Source organism: Neisseria sp. S1, assembly GCF_048060015.1.
Lineage (GTDB): Bacteria > Pseudomonadota > Gammaproteobacteria > Burkholderiales > Neisseriaceae > Neisseria > Neisseria arctica.
In genome coordinates this window covers 94933-117265 of record NZ_JBLUPI010000003.1, presented here as the reverse complement: position 1 = coordinate 117265, position 22333 = coordinate 94933, and the positions used below count along the sequence as shown (strand labels likewise).

At 45.4% G+C, this 22333-nt stretch carries 18 protein-coding genes, 1 tRNA gene and 2 pseudogenes; 5 read left to right on the top strand and 16 right to left on the bottom strand.

Translation table 11 applies throughout. The features are described 5' to 3' along the window. Positions 1 to 66 precede the first annotated feature (66 nt). From ACEPPX_RS03320 to trpB, 3 genes are all read left to right on the top strand, one after another. Positions 67 to 2079 carry an FAD-dependent oxidoreductase gene (locus tag ACEPPX_RS03320; RefSeq protein ID WP_416622930.1) on the top strand — a complete coding sequence of 671 codons (2013 nt, stop codon included), beginning with the start codon at positions 67 to 69 and terminating at the stop codon, positions 2077 to 2079. Positions 2080 to 2419: 340 nt separating this feature from the next. Next, positions 2420 to 3022, top strand: a complete 603-nt coding sequence (locus tag ACEPPX_RS03315; RefSeq protein WP_416622929.1) for a class I SAM-dependent methyltransferase — start codon at positions 2420 to 2422, stop codon at positions 3020 to 3022. A gap of 138 nt (positions 3023 to 3160) precedes the next feature. Beyond that, positions 3161 to 4366 (top strand): tryptophan synthase subunit beta, encoded by a 1206-nt coding sequence (gene trpB / locus ACEPPX_RS03310; RefSeq protein WP_416622928.1) that lies wholly within the window; start codon positions 3161 to 3163, stop codon positions 4364 to 4366. Between the two features lie 921 nt (positions 4367 to 5287). On the opposite strand, the gene ACEPPX_RS03305 is transcribed toward trpB, so the two are convergent. The 7 genes from ACEPPX_RS03305 to rlmD form a co-directional block, all read right to left on the bottom strand. Continuing rightward, a tRNA-Asn gene (locus ACEPPX_RS03305) sits at positions 5288 to 5363 on the bottom strand. A gap of 47 nt (positions 5364 to 5410) precedes the next feature. Continuing rightward, positions 5411 to 5773, bottom strand: a complete 363-nt coding sequence (locus ACEPPX_RS03300; RefSeq protein WP_047760890.1) for a roadblock/LC7 domain-containing protein — start codon at positions 5771 to 5773, stop codon at positions 5411 to 5413. Positions 5774 to 5820: 47 nt separating this feature from the next. Then, positions 5821 to 6462: a hypothetical protein gene (locus ACEPPX_RS03295; RefSeq protein ID WP_047760891.1), complete on the bottom strand. Its 642-nt coding sequence runs from the start codon at positions 6460 to 6462 to the stop codon at positions 5821 to 5823. A 2-nt stretch (positions 6463 to 6464) separates the two neighbouring features. Continuing rightward, complete coding sequence (locus ACEPPX_RS03290) at positions 6465 to 7001, bottom strand: GTP-binding protein (protein ID WP_047760892.1); 537 nt, start codon at positions 6999 to 7001, stop codon at positions 6465 to 6467. 14 nt (positions 7002 to 7015) lie between these two features. Further along, complete coding sequence (locus tag ACEPPX_RS03285) at positions 7016 to 8107, bottom strand: response regulator (RefSeq protein WP_416622927.1); 1092 nt, start codon at positions 8105 to 8107, stop codon at positions 7016 to 7018. 18 nt (positions 8108 to 8125) lie between these two features. Continuing rightward, positions 8126 to 9556, bottom strand: a complete 1431-nt coding sequence (locus ACEPPX_RS03280; protein WP_416622926.1) for a 23S rRNA methyltransferase — start codon at positions 9554 to 9556, stop codon at positions 8126 to 8128. Between the two features lie 312 nt (positions 9557 to 9868). Next, positions 9869 to 11212 carry a 23S rRNA (uracil(1939)-C(5))-methyltransferase RlmD gene (gene rlmD / locus ACEPPX_RS03275; protein WP_416622925.1) on the bottom strand — a complete coding sequence of 448 codons (1344 nt, stop codon included), beginning with the start codon at positions 11210 to 11212 and terminating at the stop codon, positions 9869 to 9871. 139 nt (positions 11213 to 11351) lie between these two features. Between rlmD and ACEPPX_RS03270 the strand changes: the two genes are divergently transcribed. Beyond that, positions 11352 to 12398, top strand: a complete 1047-nt coding sequence (locus ACEPPX_RS03270) for a L,D-transpeptidase family protein (RefSeq protein ID WP_416622924.1) — start codon at positions 11352 to 11354, stop codon at positions 12396 to 12398. Between the two features lie 188 nt (positions 12399 to 12586). Here ACEPPX_RS03270 and ACEPPX_RS03265 read toward each other — a convergent pair whose 3' ends face one another. The 4 genes from ACEPPX_RS03265 to ACEPPX_RS03250 all read right to left on the bottom strand — a co-directional run bounded on the left by ACEPPX_RS03265 (position 12587) and on the right by ACEPPX_RS03250 (position 16588). Then, on the bottom strand, positions 12587 to 13288 hold the full coding sequence (locus tag ACEPPX_RS03265; RefSeq protein ID WP_416622923.1) for a hypothetical protein: 702 nt from the start codon (positions 13286 to 13288) through the stop codon (positions 12587 to 12589). A gap of 138 nt (positions 13289 to 13426) precedes the next feature. Further along, the gene (gene tyrS, locus ACEPPX_RS03260; protein ID WP_416622922.1) at positions 13427 to 14689 is read right to left on the bottom strand and encodes a tyrosine--tRNA ligase; all 1263 of its coding nucleotides are present in this window, start codon (positions 14687 to 14689) and stop codon (positions 13427 to 13429) included. 116 nt (positions 14690 to 14805) lie between these two features. Next, the gene (gene ychF / locus ACEPPX_RS03255) at positions 14806 to 15897 is read right to left on the bottom strand and encodes a redox-regulated ATPase YchF (protein WP_416622921.1); all 1092 of its coding nucleotides are present in this window, start codon (positions 15895 to 15897) and stop codon (positions 14806 to 14808) included. A gap of 199 nt (positions 15898 to 16096) precedes the next feature. After that, a complete protein-coding gene (locus ACEPPX_RS03250) occupies positions 16097 to 16588 on the bottom strand; it encodes a glycine zipper 2TM domain-containing protein (protein WP_416622920.1) in 492 nt (163 codons plus the stop codon). A 421-nt stretch (positions 16589 to 17009) separates the two neighbouring features. Between ACEPPX_RS03250 and ACEPPX_RS03245 the strand changes: the two genes are divergently transcribed. Continuing rightward, a complete protein-coding gene (locus tag ACEPPX_RS03245; protein ID WP_416622919.1) occupies positions 17010 to 17417 on the top strand; it encodes a DUF2147 domain-containing protein in 408 nt (135 codons plus the stop codon). Between the two features lie 75 nt (positions 17418 to 17492). On the opposite strand, the gene ACEPPX_RS03240 is transcribed toward ACEPPX_RS03245, so the two are convergent. The 5 genes and pseudogenes from ACEPPX_RS03240 to ACEPPX_RS03220 all read right to left on the bottom strand — a co-directional run. After that, positions 17493 to 18320 (bottom strand): factor H binding protein domain-containing protein, encoded by an 828-nt coding sequence (locus tag ACEPPX_RS03240; RefSeq protein WP_416622918.1) that lies wholly within the window; start codon positions 18318 to 18320, stop codon positions 17493 to 17495. Between the two features lie 100 nt (positions 18321 to 18420). Beyond that, on the bottom strand, positions 18421 to 19245 hold the full coding sequence (prmC, locus tag ACEPPX_RS03235; RefSeq protein WP_416623012.1) for a peptide chain release factor N(5)-glutamine methyltransferase: 825 nt from the start codon (positions 19243 to 19245) through the stop codon (positions 18421 to 18423). Between the two features lie 344 nt (positions 19246 to 19589). Then, positions 19590 to 21032 (bottom strand): magnesium transporter, encoded by a 1443-nt coding sequence (mgtE, locus tag ACEPPX_RS03230; protein ID WP_047760903.1) that lies wholly within the window; start codon positions 21030 to 21032, stop codon positions 19590 to 19592. Between the two features lie 445 nt (positions 21033 to 21477). Further along, positions 21478 to 21804, bottom strand: a pseudogene (locus ACEPPX_RS03225) (OmpA family protein); the annotation flags it as partial. A gap of 81 nt (positions 21805 to 21885) precedes the next feature. Further along, positions 21886 to 22296, bottom strand: a pseudogene (locus tag ACEPPX_RS03220) (outer membrane protein assembly factor BamE); the annotation flags it as partial. Between the last annotated feature and the right edge of the window lie 37 nt (positions 22297 to 22333).

The window sequence follows — 22333 nt, the reverse complement described above, 5'->3', positions numbered from 1 at the left end:
AAACTCAAAAGTTTATTTACTATAAACCCAAATAAAGCTGTTAAAACAATAATTCGGGAGAGGAACATGAGAAAGCTGGCCGAACCTTTGGTTCTCAAACACCACACCTTGCGCAACCGCATCATTATGGGCTCGATGCATACGGGCTTTGAAGAACATGCCGAAGGTGCCGAACACCTTGCCGCTTTCTATGTAGAACGCGCCCGTAACGGTGTAGCACTGATCATCACCGGCGGGATCGGCCCGAATGCCGAAGGTGCGGTAACCGAAGGCGGGGCCAAGCTGACCACTGCCGAAGAAGTCGCATGGCATCGTACAGTTACCGAAGCCGTTCACCTTCACGATACAAAAATCTGCATGCAGATTCTGCATACCGGCCGCTATGCGATGAGCCGTCAACCGGTTGCCCCCAGCGCAATCCAAGCCCCGATTAATCCCGCAAAACCCCGTGCACTTTCAACCGAAGAGGTGCGCCAAACTGTAGCCGACTATATCCGTTGCGCCCGATTGGCCCAGGAAGCAGGTTATGACGGTGTTGAGGTCATGGGCAGCGAAGGCTATCTGATCAACCAGTTTCTGGCTCCCTGCACCAACACCCGTGAAGACGACTATGGCGGCAACGCAAGTAACCGGCGCCGTTTCGCCCGTGAAATCGTCTCCGGTATCCGTGCAGCCTGCGGCGACGACTTTCTGATTATTTTCCGTATTTCCCTACTCGATTTAGTAGAAAACGGCAGTACATGGGAGGAAAACCAAGCTCTGGCTGCCGAAATCGAAGCAGCAGGAGCGGATATGTTCAATACCGGCATAGGCTGGCATGAGGCGCGTATTCCCACCATCGCCACCTCTGTACCGCGTGCCGCCTTTGCCGAATTCACAGGCAAGCTGAAACAAATCAGCAGTATTCCGGTTATCGCAACCAACCGCCTGAATATGCCCGCTATTGCAGAAGCGGTGCTTGAACAAGGGCTTGCCGATGCAGTATGTTTGGCGCGTCCGTTTTTAGCCGATGCGGCCTGGACGTCCAAAGCACTGGCCGGAGACGATCACCGTATTAATACCTGCATCGCCTGCAACCAAGCCTGCCTTGACCATATTTTTGCCGGCAAACTCACCACTTGCCTAGTCAACCCTTTTGCCTGCCACGAACTCCAACTTGAAGTAACCACGCCGAAGGTTTTGAAAAATATTGCCGTCGTCGGTGCGGGCCCCGCGGGTATAGCGTTTGCCAAAACCGCTGCCGGCCGCGGCCACCGCGTTACACTTTTCGACTCGCAACAGCAAATCGGCGGCCAATTAAATATTGCCAAACAGATTCCGGGCAAACCCGAATTCCGCGAAACCTTGCGCTACTTCAACCAGATTCTCGGTGATTTGGGCGTTGTCCGCATACTCGGACAAACCGTTACCGCCGCGGATTTACAGGATTTTGATGAAATCGTACTGGCTACCGGCATTACTCCGCGTACTATCAATATTCCCGGCACAGACCGTCCCGAGGTATTAAGCTACTTAGACGTGTTGCGCGATAAAAAAGGGGTTGGTCGTCGGGTAGCTATTATCGGTGCGGGCGGTATCGGTTTCGACACCGCCGAATATCTCAGCGAAGAAGGCGGCGACAGTGCTCTTTCACCACCGCTGTTTCATAAAGAATGGCAAATCGACACCAGCCTGCAAGCGCGCGGCGCACTATTATCACCAACACCCAAGATCACACCCTCGCCACGTGAAATCTGGCTGCTACAGCGTAAAGACGGTTTGGTAGGCCGCAATCTAGGCAAAACTACGGGCTGGATACACCGCAGCGTACTCAAGCATAAGGGCGTCAATATGTGGAACAATGTGGAGTATGTCAAAATCGATTCAGACGGCCTGCATATCCGCCGTAATGGTAAAGAAATAGTTTTAGAAGTTGATAATGTCGTGATTTGTGCCGGCCAAGAACCTAACCGCAGCCTTGAAGCTGCCTGCCGTGCGCTGGGCAAACCCGTCCATATAATCGGTGGCGCAAGTGAAGCTGCCGAACTGGATGCCAAACGCGCCATCAAAGCCGGCACGGAACTGGGTTTAACCGTATAAGTCGGAGCTAGCCAACTTCAATACAGCCCGTTCATATTTTTCAGACGGCCTGAATCTGCAAATTATACTGATTAAACGAGGCCTAAATAGCACCCCTCTGTAATTTTTGTGAAAGCAAAGAAAATCAGAGGGGTTTATTTTAAAGATTGGTCGGCAATAAAATTTGCGCAATACGCTTAAATCATTATTTATAGTCCCGACAAAGTAACGGATAACAGTTGTCATACTTAATCTCAAAAGGTCACAACAAAATTCTGCCGGCACCCGGGGTTACTTTCATATGCGCTATCTTTTTAAGGTATAGTAAGGCCGTCTGAAAACGGTTTGCGAAAGGAATATAATGTCAAAATGGGATGAGCGCTATCTTACCGAGGAATATGTATTCGGAACCCAACCCAATGCCTTCATTGCAGAAATCCTCCCCCTGCTGCCCAAAGGAGGCCGTGCACTTGATTTAGCCACCGGCGAAGGACGCAACGGTATTTTTCTAGCCGAGAACGGCTTCGAAGCCGAAGGTGTGGATATGTCGGCCGTTGGTCTACAAAAGGCTCAGCGGTTGGCTGAAAGCAAAGGCGTGCCATTCCAAACACGGCAAGCCGATCTTTCTACGATGCCTTGGCCGTCTGAATACTATGCCGTTATTACTAGTGTCTTTTGTCATTTCACCGAACCTCAGCGCACCGAAATCATGCAAAAAATGCTATCTTCATTACAATCAGGCGGCATGTTTGCGGGTGTGTTTTACCATCCAGAACAAATCGCTTTGGGTACCGGCGGTCCCAGCGATCCTGCCATGCTTGGTACATTAGAAGACATGCAAAAAGCCCTCAACGGACTGCAATGGCTTATCGCCGAACACCGCGTACATGATTTAGCTGAAGGCTGCCGCCACCAAGGCAAAAGCTCCGTCATTTACCTTCTTGGGCAGAAGCCGCAAGCGTGAAGCTAAAACTGTTTAACGGCTAATTCATCAGCCGACTATGCCGTCTGAACCCGCATACTCAGAATGGTTTCAGACGGCATAACCCGTTTAAATCATCAGGCACATCTACAACAACATTTGAAACACAAAGGAAATATCATGACACAAGAACAACTCAACCCACTGGTCTTACCCGACGCACAAGGTAATTTCGGCAAGCACGGCGGTAAAATCAACCATCCTAATCTTGCCGAGGCATTGGCCGAAATCGAAGCAGGCTTTCGCAGCATTATCGGCGATGCCGAATTTATTGCCGAAATGAAACGCCTGCAAGCCACTTATGTCGGCCGCCCCAGTCCGATTTACCATGCCCGCAGCCTATCCGCACGGGGAGCCCAGATTTACCTGAAACGCGAAGACCTCAACCACACGGGGGCGCATAAAATCAATCACTGTATCGGCGAAGTTTTACTGGCAAAAAAGCTAGGAAAACGCAAAGTCATCGCTGAAACCGGTGCCGGCCAACACGGTGTTGCCTTAGCCACCGCCGCAGCTTTATTAGGTTTGGAATGCGAAATCCACATGGGTGTAGTCGATATTGCCAAAGAACATCCGAATGTATCCCGCATGAAAATCCTCGGTGCCAAACTGGTTCCGGTATCCGAAGGTGCGGGCACGCTAAAAGAAGCAGTAGACAGTGCATTCCGTGCCTATATGGCTGATTTTAAAAATACTATGTTTGCAATCGGTTCGGTAGTCGGCCCGGCACCTTATCCCGAAATGGTCGCCTATTTCCAAAGTATCGTCGGCCATGAAGCACGCGAACAGTTCCACAACGCTTACGGCGGCCTGCCCGACGAAGTGATTGCCTGTGTGGGCGGTGGTTCCAACGCTTTAGGGTTATTCAATGCCTTTTTGGATGACAACGAAGTAGAATTAGTCGGCGTAGAACCCGCCGGAGAAGGCCTCGACAAGCCTGGTCGTCACGCTGCAACCATGACTTTAGGCACTTACGGCAATATTCAGGGCTTCAACTGTTACTACTTACAAAATGAAGACGGCACGCCTGCTGCCGTACATTCGATTGCTTCTGGTTTAGACTATCCCGGTGTCGGACCGCAGCACTGCCACTTAAAAGATATCCGACGCGCCCGTTACGAAACCGCCACCGATCAAGAGTGTCTGAATGCGTTTCTCACTCTTTCACGGGAAGAAGGCATTATTCCCGCACTCGAATCGGCGCATGCCTTAGCATATGCCCTACGCCGTGCCCAAGAGCTACCTGTCGACAAACGCTTATTAGTTAACCTGTCCGGACGCGGTGATAAAGATATTGACTTTGTATTGGAAAAAATCAATTTATAATTGAAACTTCTATTTTCATATATTTGTTTTACTAAACAAAAGGCCGTCTGAAACTTTCAAACGGCCTTTTGAATTATGCAATCCCCATTATTTGTTTGCTATCTCATTAAATTAGCAGTTATTATTATCCTAATATTTTGATGCCTGGATACTTACAAATACGAAAGCCGCATTTTCTCCATACTTTTATGCAACAGATTCATTTCACTTTTCCAACTAAAACCGTACTAGCACTACACAATAACTGCTACCCTCATTCAATGTAATGATTGCTCAACCCTTTCTTATTAGACCTTCATACTCATAATCTTGTTTTAGTATTCGAAACAATACCTAACTCCAATTAACGTTTTTACCAGTTTCAAACTGTTTCAGATCAACATGCTCCGATTGTTTAGCCAGTTCCCGTAGCACCAAAATTACTTTTGGAAATAGTAGCATACTCACTAGATGCCGTTTACCATGGGCGAAGTGAAAGTAAGACCTTTAAATTTAGGAAATATTATGGTTTCGCCACTACCACGCTACCGTTAGCAGCCATTCTTTATCATGCAGTAAAATTAAACTGCCACATTCTTCTAGAGAAACTCGGGGAACAATGCCTTTGAAGATAACTTATGATAGAACTGCGAACATTTTCTCTTATGTCGCTTCCATAAAGCAAGTTTTAAAATTCTGTTCCTTAGGTAAACTGCCACCTAAGGCAAGATAGCATATATTCTTTCCCTTAAAAGAAATCAGGCTAGATAAATAGGATACAGCCAATTAATATAGTTATGCATATCACAAACTGAGCGGTTATCATCTTATTATATAACTATATTAAGTGCGGTACCTTAAAATATAAGTTGTGAAGAATAAAAAACACGCATAACAATTAAAAATAAAAAAGCCTAAACAAATGTTTAGGCTTAGAATATTTGGCTCCCCGACCTGGGCTCGAACCAGGGACCTGCGGATTAACAGTCCGTCGCTCTACCGACTGAGCTATCGGGGAATTAGACGAGAATTATATAAATCTTATTTAAACTTGTCAAGCTTTTTTTATAAAATATCTGCAATATGCTTTGCCGAACGCTTGGCATCCAACAAAATCAAACCAAGTTTGCCGCCTTCCTTAGCCATTAAAGCCAACACGGCATTATTACCTGCTTGGCTCAACAAAATATAACCTGTTTTACCCTTCACCATTACTTGATCAAGTTCACCGCAAGCCAACTCTTGTACAGCACGGTTACCCAATGCTAACAAAGTTGCAGACATTGCACCCACGCGATCAGCGTCCAAATGGCTAGGCATTAAGGTGGCAATGGGTAAGCCGTCAGTAGAAATCACGGCAGAAGCCACAATATCAGTTGTAGTGCTATTTAAATCACTTAATACAGAAATTAAAAGTTGTTCACGCATTTTTATTCCAATTCATTTTTTGCAAGCCATTTTATTTGCTTTGCAGATTAATTGCTTCCATAACGGTTATATAGAACTTTTATCAACGTTACAAAAGCCTCTTTATTAAGATCGGGTGCACCACCTATAACTAAGGTTAATTTGGTCTGCCCAATATACAATGGATAAAAAGTTAGTTCACTTTGACCGGTTGGATCACAAATACCCCAAGTATTGTGATGGATATTCAGATTATTTTTTACCAACAACCGATGCTTTTCTCCCAAAGCGGCGACCTCACTAGACAATACGCCCACTTCTTCTGCTGTTTCATGATGAAAGCCTGCATTAGCAAAATATAATCCATTCTCATCTGCTAATAAAGCCTTACCTACACTTGATAATTCTGCCAACAGATCAGGTAATCTATCGTCCGACATATGGATATCATCGCTACCTGGATTTTCATCTCCGTAGATAAATTCCAGACGCTGTAAGCGATAAAGCAAATTTAATGCGGAACCCATATCACTGGTATCTGCCCATGCCAGTAATTTCTCACTGCTAATTGTCTCGGCATTCCCAGCTTTCAGCAAGCCATATAACAAAGTTCTACTGGCGCTCCCTATATCACTAGATACTGCATAATATGCGCCGGCCGGAGTGATTTTAGGATATAGATTTGATTGTAGAGAAAGTGTTGAATCCATTCTTATACCTCTAAGCCCGGGTCTATAGAAAACAGCATTGCGCTTATCAATTGTTTTACATCATCTTCCCTACGGGCATCAATTTCAAAGACAGGCACATTAAAATTATGCTGAGCCAAATATTTTTGATATACATCAACTCCCGGAAGTGAGCGGATATCCATTTTGGTAATACCCACTACCAAGGGTGCTGTTTTTAATAATTCTTGAAATGCATCCAAAAAAAACTTTAAGTCTTTGAGTGGATTAGTACGGGTATTATCCAGTAACAAAATTAACCCCATACTCCCTTTACTCAAAATTTCCCACATAAAATTAAAGCGCTCCTGACCAGGTGTGCCGTAAAGATGTACTTTAATTTCCTCATCTAAACGAATCACACCATAATCCATAGCAACAGTCGTATAGCCTTTACGAACCAATGTCATATCAGAAGCGCTGGCGTCAGTCTGTACTGGCGGATCATCAGAAAGTGCAGCAATGGCCGTCGTTTTCCCGACACCGACCGGACCTGTAAAGATAATTTTATTTTCTTTCATGTATCGCCCCTTGCTTATTTGCCAAATAACTTACGCATTAAGCGCTGCAGCAACCCGCGTGGTTGCTCTGCTGACGGGCTTACCACCCTTTCCGCATCTTGTGACATTTGATTGTCGGGCACATTGCTGCTAACGTCTACGCTACCGCCAATATTATTATCAGTAGCTTCTTTACCTGCAATTTGATCATCTGTTACCAAAAATCCGGTTACTGATGTTGCGGCTAAATAATTAAGAATATCAGTCATTTCAACCGGCATTACTTTATAAAGAATATTCAGATTCACCGATGTTTTAGTTAAAAATGCCGATAAACGCATTGATTCGGGAACTGGAGCCAAACGTGTTAAATTCGGCCAACGTTTAAGCGTAAATACCGTACTCGGCGTCATAGGGTAAATCAATCGGCCTTGTGCCGTCCAAATCGCCATTTGCCACAAACACGACATAATAGTCACTTTTGCTTTTTCTTTCCATTGCGGATTATCAGGCACTGCCTTGCACACGACATGTAATTTATCATCTTGGCTAAGTTTTTCCAGATCAGTCGCACTAACGGTTAGTAATACACGCTGAATGCTGGGAAATACAATCAGCACTGGCTTACCCTCATGCAGAATAGCAACATCCTGATGACCTTGGCTTGCTGCTTTCAATGCACCTAAAAGACCTCTTTGTGGATTAAAGCGACGGATAGCCGTCTTACGCACCCCCGCACCTTCAGCAGCAGCCTGCCGATCCCGTGCATGCTGTTCGACATCAAATATGTTCCCACCTTGAGCCAAACTACGTAAGATAGGAAATAATGTTTCAAATTTAATTGGCTTTGGTAAGTAAGGAGCCGTAACTTTCGGCTCTTTTTCAGAGAACATTACTACAGGAATATCGGTATATTCACTGCGAAGAGATTCCCAACGCTGCATACCGTTATCAGTATCAGTATCCACTAGGATCATATCGGGCTTATTCTCAGACTCTGAGCTGACTACTTCATAATTGGTAGTATTATGCATCTTAAACGCCATCCGGAAGACAGCGTCCTGTTGCTCACCCATTTCTTGTAACATTACCCGTATGGTTTTTACTTTTGGTAATTGATTTTCCATTTATTCAGCACTCTTTTATTATTTATTTCTCTGGTTTACACGCTGCAACAGCTGGCTCATAGCCAAAACCACTTCCTCAGGCAGGCTGTCAACCCACTCTTTGAGAATACGTAAAAACTGCTCCAAGCGCACCCAATCTTCAGAGCGCTCATACAAATCAAACAACATAATATAAAGCTGAGACTCTTGAGAATACTGCAATACCGCCTGCTCCAACATGCCAATCGCTTGATCTAATTGACCATACATCAAAAGCGACTCAACTTCCTTCACGGCTTGTTCCGCTGGCGTTGCATTTTCACTGATCAAAGAAGTATCTTTTTGAACCAAGTCACGATAGTGAGCTTTCATTTGTCTGGCTGAAGGCTGTAAGTAGCCTTTTGCCAAGCCTATTTCACGTACTTGCTGTTCATTGGGACCTTTTTCCAAATCATCAAATACTTCATGATAACCGAGACTATAACCCCAACCGAGCATACGCTCTTTTACTTGGCGACCGTATTGACCCAACGAATAGTACAATCGCCACAAATGTTTGGCGAATTGGCCTACTTCTTCATGCTGATAATCCAAACGTAGTGCATCAATAATGAGGCTGGCAGGCTTCTCAGACTTCTGAATAGCACGGTTGTATTGCTGCAAGGCTGTTTCATAGTCTACTTTATTTTTGAGAATCTTAGCGCTCTTATCTGGGCGGACAAAACCCATTACGGCACCTAACTCTTCTTCACTTACATTGCCCACATCCAAATTACCGGTAACGATCGGTATACGTTTGCTATACCCCTCAGTCGCCTGCTTATTTACACCTATTGTTAATGCAGGCTGAGTAATCTCCTCCAAACCGGTTTGTTCACCAATCTGACGCGATACCTCCTGCATACCCCAACCTAACTCTCGCTCGGCCAAAACACGCAAAGGTAAGTGGGTAGACTCTGCAATCAAACCCGCTTTGATATATTCGGCCATGCTATCCTGAGACAGAGCATTGCGGTGACGACCTAATGTTTCCGCCAGCAAGTCAAAATTGCCTGCGCGCAAACTCAAGCCAACCAACTCATGCACCAGCTTTTCAGGTGCCTCTTCATCAAGATGGTTAAGATAGCCCGCTAAAGAAGCCGCCGCCTTATCCTCATAGCCGAATTGCTTGTAAACCTGATATTCAGTTAACGGATCTACCTCTTGAGCCGAAACCGATGTTGTTAATCCTTCAGCGCTGCTACCTTCCCATTCCCACTCTTGCTCATTGGTTTCTTCAACCGTTTGATGAATGGTTTCCAGCCACTCGTCCCCCGTTTCTTTTGACTGTGGCTGTATTGATTGACGTTTAGGCGCTGCCCCTTTGGCTGACTTTACTCCTCCATTAGCCGCTTTGTTTTGTTTGTGGCGCACAAACAACAAAACCAGCAATAGAAGTGCCAGCAGAATAATTAAAAGTGAATAATCCAAAAGTATCTCCCGATACAAATTATAGTCATCTAAACATCCTGCGCCGCTTTAAGGCCTCTGTATCACTGCGAATGATTGTTAGAGTTTACACCCCCAATGAGCATATTCCGAAATAAATTTTACAGATAACACACTTTAAAGGCATAAAGCACCAACATATGTAAAATACTAAATTTTCCACACCCTTACAAAACTGCCTTAATATGAAATATCCTGCCTAAAAACCAGTGCAATGGCATATAGCTTTTCCAGCTAGCATATTAGCATAGCACAGTCGATCACAAAACCTTCACAACCCAATTACATATAGCTTTATATGGCTTCATACTCAAACAAGCCAACTGCTTCAATATGGGCTGTTTGGGAAAACATATTCATCACCCCCGCAGCCTCAAAACGATACCCCTTTGCAACTAAAATACCCGCATCACGAGCTAAAGTCGAAGGGTTACAAGAAACATAAACAATTCTGCGTGGCAAGTAAGGCTTGCACAAAGCAGATACGACAGCCTGAGCACCACTTCGGGGCGGATCGAGTAAAATTTTATCAAAATATCCCCACGCAGCTAAGCTTGCCGCATTCGTCTTAAACAAATCTTCCGTATAAAATTTAATATTACTTAAAAAACCATTAATTTTAGCATTATACCTTGCCTGACGAACTAAGCAATCCAAGCCTTCAATTCCCACCACCTCTACTCCCGAAGCAGCAATCGGTAATGTAAAATTCCCCATTCCACAAAATAAATCTGCAATGCGCTCGCCGGGGCGGGGATCAAGCAGAGTGATCGCACGCGACACCATCAAAGCATTCATCACCGGATTTACTTGAGTAAAATTTTCAGGATCATAAGGCATAACAACCCCGAAATCCGGCAAGCCGTATGAAAGAGACGGAGCATTTTCGGGATAACATATTTCCCCCTCCCTACCCTTTATTCGAATACGGAATTGCCACGGGTAACCGGTTTCAGGTAACTTGTTTAGCCATTGCTCCAAATTCTCCAATAAAGCCCGTATAGGTTTCCTAAGTGAATAAATAGTAAAAATATTTACCCCTTCGCCTACTGAAAAACCTACTCCCTCCGTTTGAACACCATAAGACATCCAATTCTGCAACAATGCTTGTAACACGGGTAGCGCTTCGGAAATATGTTTAGGCAAGACCAAACACCCATCTATATTAACGATTTGATGCGAACGCCGCGCCTTAAAGCCCAAGATTACTTTACCCTCATCATCCAACCCAACAGATAACCTGCCCCGATGGCGGTAATGCCAAGGCTGTCCGTATATAGGAGGCAATAGTTTCTTCGGACGAACTTTACCAAGGCGCCATAATTGATCTTCCAACAAACGCTGTTTATAAGCGACCTGGGCATTAAAATCAGCATGCTGCAACACGCATCCGCCACATGTATCAAAATGACGACACTGCGGAACCACTCTTGCCGGTGCAGCTTTTAACACCTTTACTACTCGCGCCTCATCAAATTGCTTTTTGCTGCGAACCACATGAAATGCAACTACCTCACGAGGTAACGCACCTTCTATAAAAACAGCTTTACCGCCAACTTTTGCAACACCTCTTCCCTCATAATCTAAAGCATGAACATGTGCAACCTGAAGCGCACAATCTGTTGATGATTGTTCCATAGTAATAATGATCCGAACTATAAAAATGCCTCAGACATTTAACCTATGCTGTGGCCGAAACTGATATTTTCTCACAAAAAAAATTTTTTTACGGTATGATTTCAAACTGTTTATAACATTAGAACTTAGTTTCGAAACAATGAAAAGATTAGGATTCGGCTTACTTTCCGCCGTACTTGGCGCAAGCGCATTAGCCAATACAAACACCCCACTCCCGGACGTTTCTCCAATTAACCAAGGCCAACATGTAGTCATCAACATACCGCAGCTGCGCCTGTTCCTCTATACAGATGGCAAGCTGACTAAAATCTATCCGATTGCGGTAGGCAAAGCTGCCACACAAACCGTATTAGGCGAACATAAAATCGGCCCCAAAGCATTCAACCCTACTTGGTATATCCCTCAAAGTATCCAAAAAACGCGCAATGACGGTGTTAAAACTATCCCTCCGGGGCCAGATAATCCCCTTGGCCCGGTATTTGTCCGCATGGGAGATCCAAAACTAGGTTTGGGTATCCACGGAACCAATGCCCCCAGCAGCGTTCCCGGGGTGCGCAGCCACGGTTGCGTACGCATGAAATCTCCCGACGCCTTGGAGTTTGCCAAAACCATTACCAGCGGAAGCCCTGCTTCGGTAATCTACCAAATGGCATCGCTCAACAGCGATGATAATAATAATCTTTGGTTAGCCGCTTACCGCGATCCATACAATAAAAAGAATTTAGATAATGCTGCCCTACGCAAGAGTATCAATGCGTGGGCGAAAAAATACGGTAAAACCGTAAATACTAAAAGAGTAGAAGCCGTTCTACGCAACCGTACAGGCATGATCAACTGTTTAACCTGTGTCCCCGGTGCTTCAAAAGTAAAAGGACAATTACGTTCACTAGCATGGACTAGCGGCAGCAATGCGCTCAGCCAACCGAAAGCAGCACCCAAACCCGCACCGGTAAAAGATGAAGTATTGCCTTCGGGCAGTGCTATTGAAGTAGACGAGGAAGCTACAATTCCCGAGACACCTGCTTCTACTCCGGCTAATCCTACCCCGGCGGCAACGCCCGTATCCTCTACAGCCAAATCCGCAGAATCCGGCCAGCCCGAATCGGTAACACCCGAAGAATCTCAGGATACCAAGCCTGAAACCTCGCCCCAGCCGGATATCGAACCGACTGAAAATCTGTTTTAATCTGTACCTCCGCAAAATGCCGTCTGAAAATTCAGACGGCATTTTTATTAATAAACCAAGGCATGAATTTCAAAAAATTTATTTTCATTGCCCGCGCATCTGAGCCACAATTAATCTTTGTGCTTCCGGATACACCGGTATTAAAAGCAGAGAATAGTTAAAAAGTACGATTTTGCACAGCCGCTATTTCAGACGGCCTCAATCACCCGGCCACCCAGCCAAAACAAACCTTGTACTATGTTTCCCTTCCGCGGCTCTACCTCTAATAGCGCCGTATCGGCAACCGCATCAAGCAAACCGTTTTCAACGTCAAGAACCAAATGATAAAACGGCTTTCCACCGAATTCATTCAACCGCTTTTCTACCGATTCCACTACGCCCGTAAGCAATATATAGGCTTCACCCCCATTTTGCTCAGCCTGCCGCCAGCTTCCTACAAGGTGGTTAAGCTTCTCTGAAGCACTTTGATAGGTTTGGTCATCTGCAAATACTCGAACATCTTCGGCAAATGCCGCCAACAGCACTTGTGCGGCTTTACCGATTTGGTTTTCTTTCAGAGCATCGCCATCAGGCACACTAAAAACTATATTTCCTTGCTGAGCCGTTTCAGACGGCCACGCACTAATCAGAGCCGTACCATTTTCCGCAGGATAAATACTATCGAGATACAAACACCGCTGCATTTTTCCTTGAAAAAACGGTTCGAAGCTCACAATGCCTTTCTCATCTGCACCCAACCAAAGCTGCGCCATACTTGAGTCCGTATACACATAATAAGTGAGGCAACTGCCGTTGACCAAAGTTTGGGCTTCTTCCAACACACGCGGCAGAACTTCTTCGAAATGCACTTGCTCTGCAAGGGGCAAGCCGATACTGGTGTAGTGGTTCATCAATATACCTTTCCTATTGAAAATCTTGGCCTTACATTTCAGCTATCCGCCATATCCATTAATCATATTTTATAAAAAGCTTTGATTTAAAAGGCCGTCTGAAAACTTTCAGACGGCCTTTCATTAGACAAAACGGAATTATGCCCAAACCAACAAAGCATGGTTGCGTTTACCGCGACGCACAATCGTATATTTGCCGAAACGTTTGTCGCTACCAGCCAAAATATAGCTGTCTTCAGTAACCTTGGCACCATTTACCACTGCAGCACCTTGCGCTACAAAACCGCGAGCCTCGTTGTTGGATTTTGCCAATCCACTTTGTACCAGAGCCTGCACGATACTCAGCTCTCCGCTCACTTCGTAAGCAGGCAGGCCGTCCAATGCCAACTGTTCGAAATCAGCTTCGGTCAGATTACTCTGGTCTTCGGCAAACAAACTTGCAGAAATACGCTGTGCGGCTTCCAGTGCAGCTTCACCGTGAATCAAACGGGTCATTTCTTCGGCCAAAATACGCTGCGCTTCAGGCTTGGTGCCGCTGGCTTTATCGGCCGCCTCAATGGCATCAATGTCTTCAACACTCAAGAAAGTAAAGTATTTTAAGAATTTATATACATCGGCATCTGCTACTTTCAGCCAAAATTGGTAAAACTGGTAAGGCGAGGTTTTCTTAGCATTGAGCCATACCGCACCGCCTTCGGTTTTACCAAATTTCGTGCCGTCTGATTTGGTTACCAGCGGCAACGTTAAGCCGAATACTTGTTTTTGATTCAGACGGCGTGTGGTATCGATACCCCAAGTAATGTTACCCCATTGGTCTGAGCCGCCGATTTGCAATACCACATCATGGCGTTTGTTCAACTCGGCAAAATCATAGCCTTGCAAAAGGGCATAGGAAAATTCGGTAAACGAAATACCGACATCATCGCGTTCGATACGTTGCTTCACCGACTCTTTCGCCAACATGGCATTTACTGAAAAATGCTTGCCGATATCGCGCAAAAAGTCCAAACAACCCATACCGCCGAACCAATCGTAATTATTGGCCATAATGGCGGCATTATCGCCCTCAAAACTCAAAAACGGCTTAAGCTGGCTACGGATACTTTCCACCCAGCTTTGAACGGTTTCCAAAGTATTCAAACTGCGCTCCACAGCCTTAAAGCTCGGATCGCCGATCATACCGGTGGCACCGCCCACCAAAGCCACGGGCGTATGCCCTGCCAATTGAAAGCGGCGCAAAGCCAGTACTGGTAGCAAATGGCCGATATGCAGACTGTCGGCCGTCGGGTCAAAACCGCAATAAAGGGAGATTTTTTGTTCATTCAACAGCGCTTCCAGCGCTTCAATATCGGTAGTTTGCGCGATCAAACCACGCGCTTGGAGATCTTGGATTACAGACATTTTTAATCCTTTTATATTTTAATCCCTATTTAATTTATATATTATCAATATAGGCGGACCAAAATAAATATTTTGAAAAAATTACTTAATGCCAGTCAGTAATTAATCAATTTACCCTACACATTAAACAAGAAGTGGATTACATCCCCGTCTTGCACCACATATTCCTTACCCTCGGCACGCATTTTGCCGGCTTCTTTGGCTTTAGCCTCGCCGCCGAGCGATACAAAATCATCGTATGCAATCACTTGGGCACGGATAAACCCGCGTTCGAAATCGGTATGGATAACACCGGCGGCCTGCGGCGCGGTATCGCCTTTACGGATGGTCCAAGCCCGAACTTCTTTTACGCCGGCAGTGAAATAAGTTTGCAAACCGAGCAAATCGTATCCGGCGCGGATCAAGCGGTTCAAACCCGGCTCTTCCAAACCCATTTCTGCAAGAAATTCGGCTTTCTCTTCGTCCTCCAACTCGGCGATTTCACTTTCCATTGCAGCACACACGGCCACAACAGGCGCATTCTCTTTAGCAGCCAGCTCTTTGAGGCGCTCCAGATGCGGGTTGTTCTCAAAGCCGTCTTCCGATACATTGCCGACATACATGGCGGGCTTGGCCGTCAGCAGAAACAGCGGGCGCAACATAGCCAGTTCTTCGGCATCCAAACCAAACGAACGAACAGGCTTGCCTTCATTGAGATGCGGCAGCAGTTTTTCGCATAGTGCTACTAGCTTTTGCGCGTCTTTATCTCCCGACTTGGCGCGCTTGCCTTCACGCACGATAGCTTTTTCCACACTGGCCAAATCCGCCAATGCCAACTCGGTACCGATGGTTTCGATATCGGCAATCGGATCAACTTTGCCCGACACGTGCACGATGTTGTCATCATCAAAACAGCGTACCACGTTTACGATGGCATCCGTTTCGCGGATGTTAGCCAAAAACTGGTTGCCCAAACCTTCGCCTTTACTTGCTCCGGCAACGAGGCCTGCGATATCCACAAACTCCACAATGGCCGGCTGCATTTTCTGCGGATTAACGATTTTCGCCAGTTCGTTCATGCGCGGATCGGGCACTTCGACAATCCCTACATTTGGCTCGATGGTACAGAAAGGATAGTTGGCCGCCTCGATACCTGATTGGGTTAAGGCATTGAATAAGGTAGATTTGCCGACATTAGGCAAGCCGACGATACCGCATTTTAAGCTCATATTGGTTCCTGAAATTAGGCAGATAAATTAACTCGCAATTATATCATATTTCGCGTAACTGCTATTTAAGGGCAAATCCCAAGCTATAAAACACCATCTCCTCCATTTATCCGTTTTCTTTCCCCTTGCCACAACCATGGTTCGAAAACGTAAAAGAGAGCCGAAGCTCTCTTTTGTAGTCCTAACACCGGTGGAAATATCAATGACGGTGACCGTTATGTCCGTGTTTTCCTGAAAAACGTGCTTTATGATGCCCTTTACCGTTTTTCCATTGTTGCTTGCCATATGCACTGTTACCGCGATTTTTTACTTTTTGGGAGCGGTAAGTGCGATATTCCTGATAACGGTCGGCCTCTTTTCCGCTCAACATATCGCGGCGTACCGCCTCGCGATAAGCCTCATAATCTTTACGGTTTTTAAACTCACGGCCTCCGTAGTAGTAGCGGTCGTTATAGCGGCCTTCGCGGGTGTAGTTGCTGTTGTTTTTTGCCAGCAGGTTACCCAATAATCCTCCCGCTGCCGCACCGATCAGAGTCGACTGCATATCTCCGCCGATAGTACTGCCTGCCACACCGCCTACGGCTGCACCGACAATCGTTGCTTGGGTACGGTTCATTTCCGCCATGGCCAGCGGAGCAGCAGCCATTGTTGCAGCTGTAAATAAAGCGGTTAACCGGGTATGCAATTTCATGTATTTCTCCTGTTTGAAAGGTCTTTTTGCACCTTGATCGGTGCCAACGTCGGCATTATGCACACAAAACATACTCATACAAACAATCTTAGCAAAGTTTTAATACCGCTTTACCGAAAAGTATAAACCGAATGTTACAACTTACTATTTTTTAAAAATCTCAGATAACTCGCTCACTGAAAATCACATGGAATTGTTTTCATAAACTTTCCAGCCTCCGTCGACTACCTCTTTTCTATCTTATTTTTTTCCCGTTATTTTCAAAACATAGAAGCTGCACCTCCCTCAAATTGGGTAAATATTTTTATGCTTTGTTTTTCATTACCATTTATACTCAATAGAGTAGTTCACCTAATGAATATTTTTGATTATGCTTAGTTTCACAAGACCAAAACAAAGTCTTGTCTTAAAAGGAGAAGTTATGAAGAAATTAATTATTTTGTCTGCCCTTGTCAGCCCGCTGGCATTTGCCCAAAGCATCGAGGGAAAGTGGCGCACCATCGACGACGCTACCGGCAAACCCAAAGCCGTTGTCCAAATCAGCAGCAACGGCAACACATTTAACGGCCGCATTGTTTCACTGGCCGACGGGGTAAAGAATGAGTGCCCGGGTTGCAGTAAACCCCAACCGCTCATCGGAATGACTGTATTACGCGGTTTGAAAGCCAACGGCAACAGCTATGAAGAGGGCAAAATTTTCGATCCGAAAAGCGGTAAAACCTATAGCGCGAAAGCCGAATTAACTAATGGCGGGAACTCCCTAAAAGTACGTGGTTATTTGGGTATCTCCGCGCTGGGTCGTACCCAAACTTGGCAACGGGTGGAATAAAGTTTTTTTCATTCAAAATTAAAAGCCGTCTGAAAATTTTCAGACGGCTTTATCATACTTTTAAAGCTTCATAGCTTATCGTTTACCGGCAATACCGATTTCAAATTCCTGCTCTTCGGTTTCCAATTTGGGATCACCTGGGCGAGTTAATGTTGTAACTCCAACAATTTCTTCAGCCTTCGGGCCAAAGAAATATAAGTCGTATGTACCGCTTCCGACTTTTTCCGCTACCGCAACACCATCCTCAACACCTACACCCTTGAAATCCTCCTCTTGATCTTCTACCTGTGTAATTTCAGCAGATTTAAGCGTCACTTTACCAAAAGTAGGCATTCCGGTAATGCTGCCACTACCACGCATCGTATCAAAGTCCGCAGTATAAGTGAGCTTGCCCTCTTCATCTTTATGAAAAGCCCCTCCATTATATGTATAGCGGCCTTTAGTAGGCAGCGCCTCTATAGAAGTCTGTTTACCTTGCAATAAATCAATGGTAAACCCTTCTCCTGGTTCTTTTTTATTACCATCAGCTGAGCTTGTATAAACATATTGGTCATCAGCACCCAATACCACTGAATAATTTTGCTTATATAAATAGGCTTTTCCCGTGTGAGATTGTTGGTAGTTTTTGCCATTAGAACTCATGCTGGATTCAAAATCTAATCGATTCAATCCTTTAGAATACCCTGAAATACCAATTACTCCATTATCAAGACTATAGGTTTTACCATCAATCTTTATATATGCATTACTAGCATCAGATTTCGGTAAAACAATACTTGAAATATAACCTTTACTTGTAGGTGTAGCTTCCGTAGAAACACCTCCGCCATTACCACTACCACCTCCACACGCAGACAACATAAACAGTGTAGCTACCGTTCCCGCAACAAATAACTTTCTCATATATCATCCTTTTTTCATCAAATAAAAATAAATCAAACACACATCACTTTGAAAATTATAGCATTGCACATTTAAAATTACATAACCACAATACATAAAGTCATACTTTCCTCCCTACCGTAACCCTATCCAATCCCGCCAAATCAGGTAAGGTCTGTACCTCTTGAAATCCTGCCTGAGAAAAAATTGCCCGGGCTGCCTCCCCTTGGTCGAAGCCGTGCTCTATCAACAACCAACCGCCGGGCTTCAAATAATCCGGTGCACCTTCTGCCAATATGCGGATACAGCTGAGGCCGTCTGAAAAATCGGTTAAGGCATGCCGTGGTTCAAACCGCAAATCACCTTGTTGTAAATGCCGATCACCCGCTTCAATATAAGGCGGGTTAGACACAATCACATCATAGCAAAATTTTTCAGACGGCCTGTCGGTTTGGAACCACGAACCATGGGCGAACTCTACTTTCGCTCCAAGTGTTGCGGCATTCTGTGCAGCGACTGCTAATGCCCTCTCACTAATATCGGATGCGCGTACCGAAACGTCTGAGCGCTCCAAAGCCACCGTAACAGCAATTGCGCCGCTGCCCGTGCCCAAATCCCACACATATCCGTTTTCAGGTAACCGTGCCAAAACGGCCTCAACCAAATGTTCCGTTTCCGGGCGGGGAATCAATACATCAGGGCAAACGGCAAACATTCTGCCGTAAAATTCACACACCCCTAAAATATAAGCCATCGGCTCACCATTCAAACGACGCTCTACCCATACGGATAAATTTTGCAATACCTGCCCGCTCAACACTTCTTGATCACGGGTAATTAATTGAGCCGGCGTATAACTAGTTTGATGCTGCAACAGCATGCGGGCTTCGAGCTTAGGCAAAGGGCAATTTCGCAGCCATTGGGAGATAGTTGTAGAATTTTCCATCATAAATATACTTTCAGACGGTCTCCATATTCCTCTCAACCGGATACGGAACCCTGATTGGTAAAATTGTTTATCCCTCTCAAACGCATGAAAATTCAGATAATTTTCTGAGCAAAGTAAACTATTTTCCATAAACCGCATAACCTTGCGTATAAATGCGATCAGAATACTGATGTTTTCGCATCATCGGGATTAAAGCTTTAAACAATGCCGTCTGAAATAATTTTCAGACGGCATTATGATGATTTCAAATATCCGATAGATATATCGTTTTCAGGCGGCCTTATCAAGTGAATAAAATCATTCCTACAACACAGGCAACAACTCAAATACTTCACGCCATCCTACAATAAGAATATCGTAGCCAGACCTAGGAATATCAGGAAACCACCTGAGTCGGTTACCGCCGTAATCAACACCGAGCTGCCTAATGCCGGATCCCTGCCAAATTTATCCATCAACACAGGAATCAACACGCCAACCGTAGCTGCCAACAACAAGTTAAGCGTCATCGCCGATACCATTACAAAACCGATACCTGGACTGTCATACAGCAACCACGCCACCACGCCCATTACACTTCCCCAAATTAAGCCGTTTACTAATGCCACCCCGACTTCTTTTCTCAACAACCGCCCTGCGCGCATACCTGAAAGCTGTCCCATCGCCATAGCGCGAACAATCATGGTAATGGTTTGGTTACCTGAATTACCACCGATACCGGCTACAATCGGCATCAGCGCAGCTAAGGCAACGATTTTCGAAATCGACCCTTCAAATGCGCCGATCACTCTACTGGCTACAAAGGCAGTACACAAATTAATCGCCAGCCACATCCAGCGGTTGCGCACCGAATCAAGCACGGGCGCGAACAAGTCTTCCTCCTCCTGCAAACCGGCCATGTTCAACATATCGGCTTCGGTTTCTTCGCGGATAACGTCTACCATTTCATCAATGGTGATGCGGCCGATTAGTTTTTTGTTTTCATCTACCACCGGCGCGGTAATCAAGTCGTAACGCTCAAATGCCTGTGCCGCTTCTTCGACATCATCTTCAGGGCGAAAACGTACCACCTCGGTAGCCATAACGTTTTCAACCAATTCTTCCGGATCAGCTACCAATAATTTACGAATCGGCAATACGCCTTGCAAAACATCATGATCGTCGACTACGAAAATTTTATCAGTATGATCGGGCAAACTTTCAAACCGGCGCAGATAACGCAATACCACTTCGCACGTTACATCGGCACGGATGCTGACCAATTCAAAGTCCATTAATGCGCCGACTTGGTCATCTTCATACGACATCGCTGCCTGAACTTGCGCCCGCTCTTCTTCGTCACGGGTTTTCAAGGCTTCGTAAACAACCTGGTTGGGCAGATCATCGGCCAACTCAGCCAGCTCATCGGCATCCAAATCTTCAACCGCCGCTAACAACTCTTCCTTATCCATGGTTTCGATAAGGGTTTCGCGCACGGCATCGGATACTTCCAACAATACTTCGCCGTCTTCTTCGGGAGCGGCCAAGTGCCACACCAGCATCCGCTCTTTTTGCGGCAGTGATTCAAGCACCGTAGCGACGTCGGCCGGATGCAGCTCGTGCATCAACTCTATCAGCTCTACCAAAGCCTGATTCATGGCTTCATCCGGCAGCGGCAGGTTTTCTTCTATCTGGCTGTAAACAGGCAATAAAGATTCCGCCAGCTCATGGATACGGGCAATATCCAATGGCAAGCGTTCGAGATCGATTTCTGATACAGGTGTGTTTTGCGGTTCGATGCTCATAAATACTCCGCCCGCCGATGCGCTGCGGGGGCGTATTTAGGCGGGGATTACATTGTTGTTCTGTGAGGTATAGATAATAAACCGGGAAGGTCCATAGTGAATGCCTGCACCATTATCGCAGGTCTTGGTAATGGAAACGGGGCATATTCTACACCTTTCAGACGGCCTAACCAAGGTTTATCTAAACGTTATACACTCCCAATTTTAATTGCAATATGACAATTTTAAAAAATACAGTTTAGATACAGGCACCCAGATCAACGTAATCTTTTTTGTTAGACATATCAAATATCCATTTGATACTCAATTTATTTTCTACATTCAAATAATATGAAATCGTATAAGCCGCCTAAATAATTTTTATATTCGATTTTAGAACGCCCGGCTTTTATCAAAAAAGCCTTCCGAAAATGCGGAAGGCTTTTTTTAAAAACTAAAGGCTAAATCAATAACGCCCGGAACCATCTACTTCAACCTCTACTCGGCGGTTAGGTTGCAGACAGCTGACCAATTCTGTACGCCCCAAAGCATTACTGCAACTCTCTACCGGGCGGCGTTCTCCTTCACCTTGGGCGCTCATAATTCCGGCCGGTACACCACGCTGGATCAGATAGCGGCGTACGGTTTCAGCACGGCGTTCCGACAAAATTTGATTATAGCCTGCATCACCCAAACGATCGGTATGCCCTGTAATACGTATGGCTTTCAAACGGTCAAACTGTTTGATTTTTTCCGCAAGCTCATCCAATCGCGCTTTCCCTTCAGCATTCATATCACCGGCACCGCTTTTATCGAATACAAATAAAGCGTCGGCAGACAAACTGAAGCGCTCGGTATTTTGATTGCCGACACTAGGAGGACAAACGGCATCCACCGGATCTACGGCTTTCCAAAAAAAACTGCGGGCAAATTTTTTGTTGTCATAAATTACTTTAAACTGACAAGTCGTTACATTGTCAGTACCCTGACCGGGCGTGTGGAAATGGAACAAATAATCCCACTCCCGCACATCAAACATACCTTCGTCATAGTGCGGACGCCCTAATAGTTTGTATAGCTGGTCTTTAGTCATACCCGCTTTAACGTTGGATAACTCATCTGCAGTAGGGAACGTACCGCGGTCTTTATTGAAAGTGACTGAGTATGGCTTGGGGAACACCGGCTCATCAGTAGTACCATCCGGCTTCACATCACTTTTAGTGGCACATGCCGCCAACATGGCAAGGGTTAACAATACCGCTGTTTTTTTCATCATTTGTTTCATTTTTTGTTTTCCTTATTGTTTTTCAGACGGCCTCTTT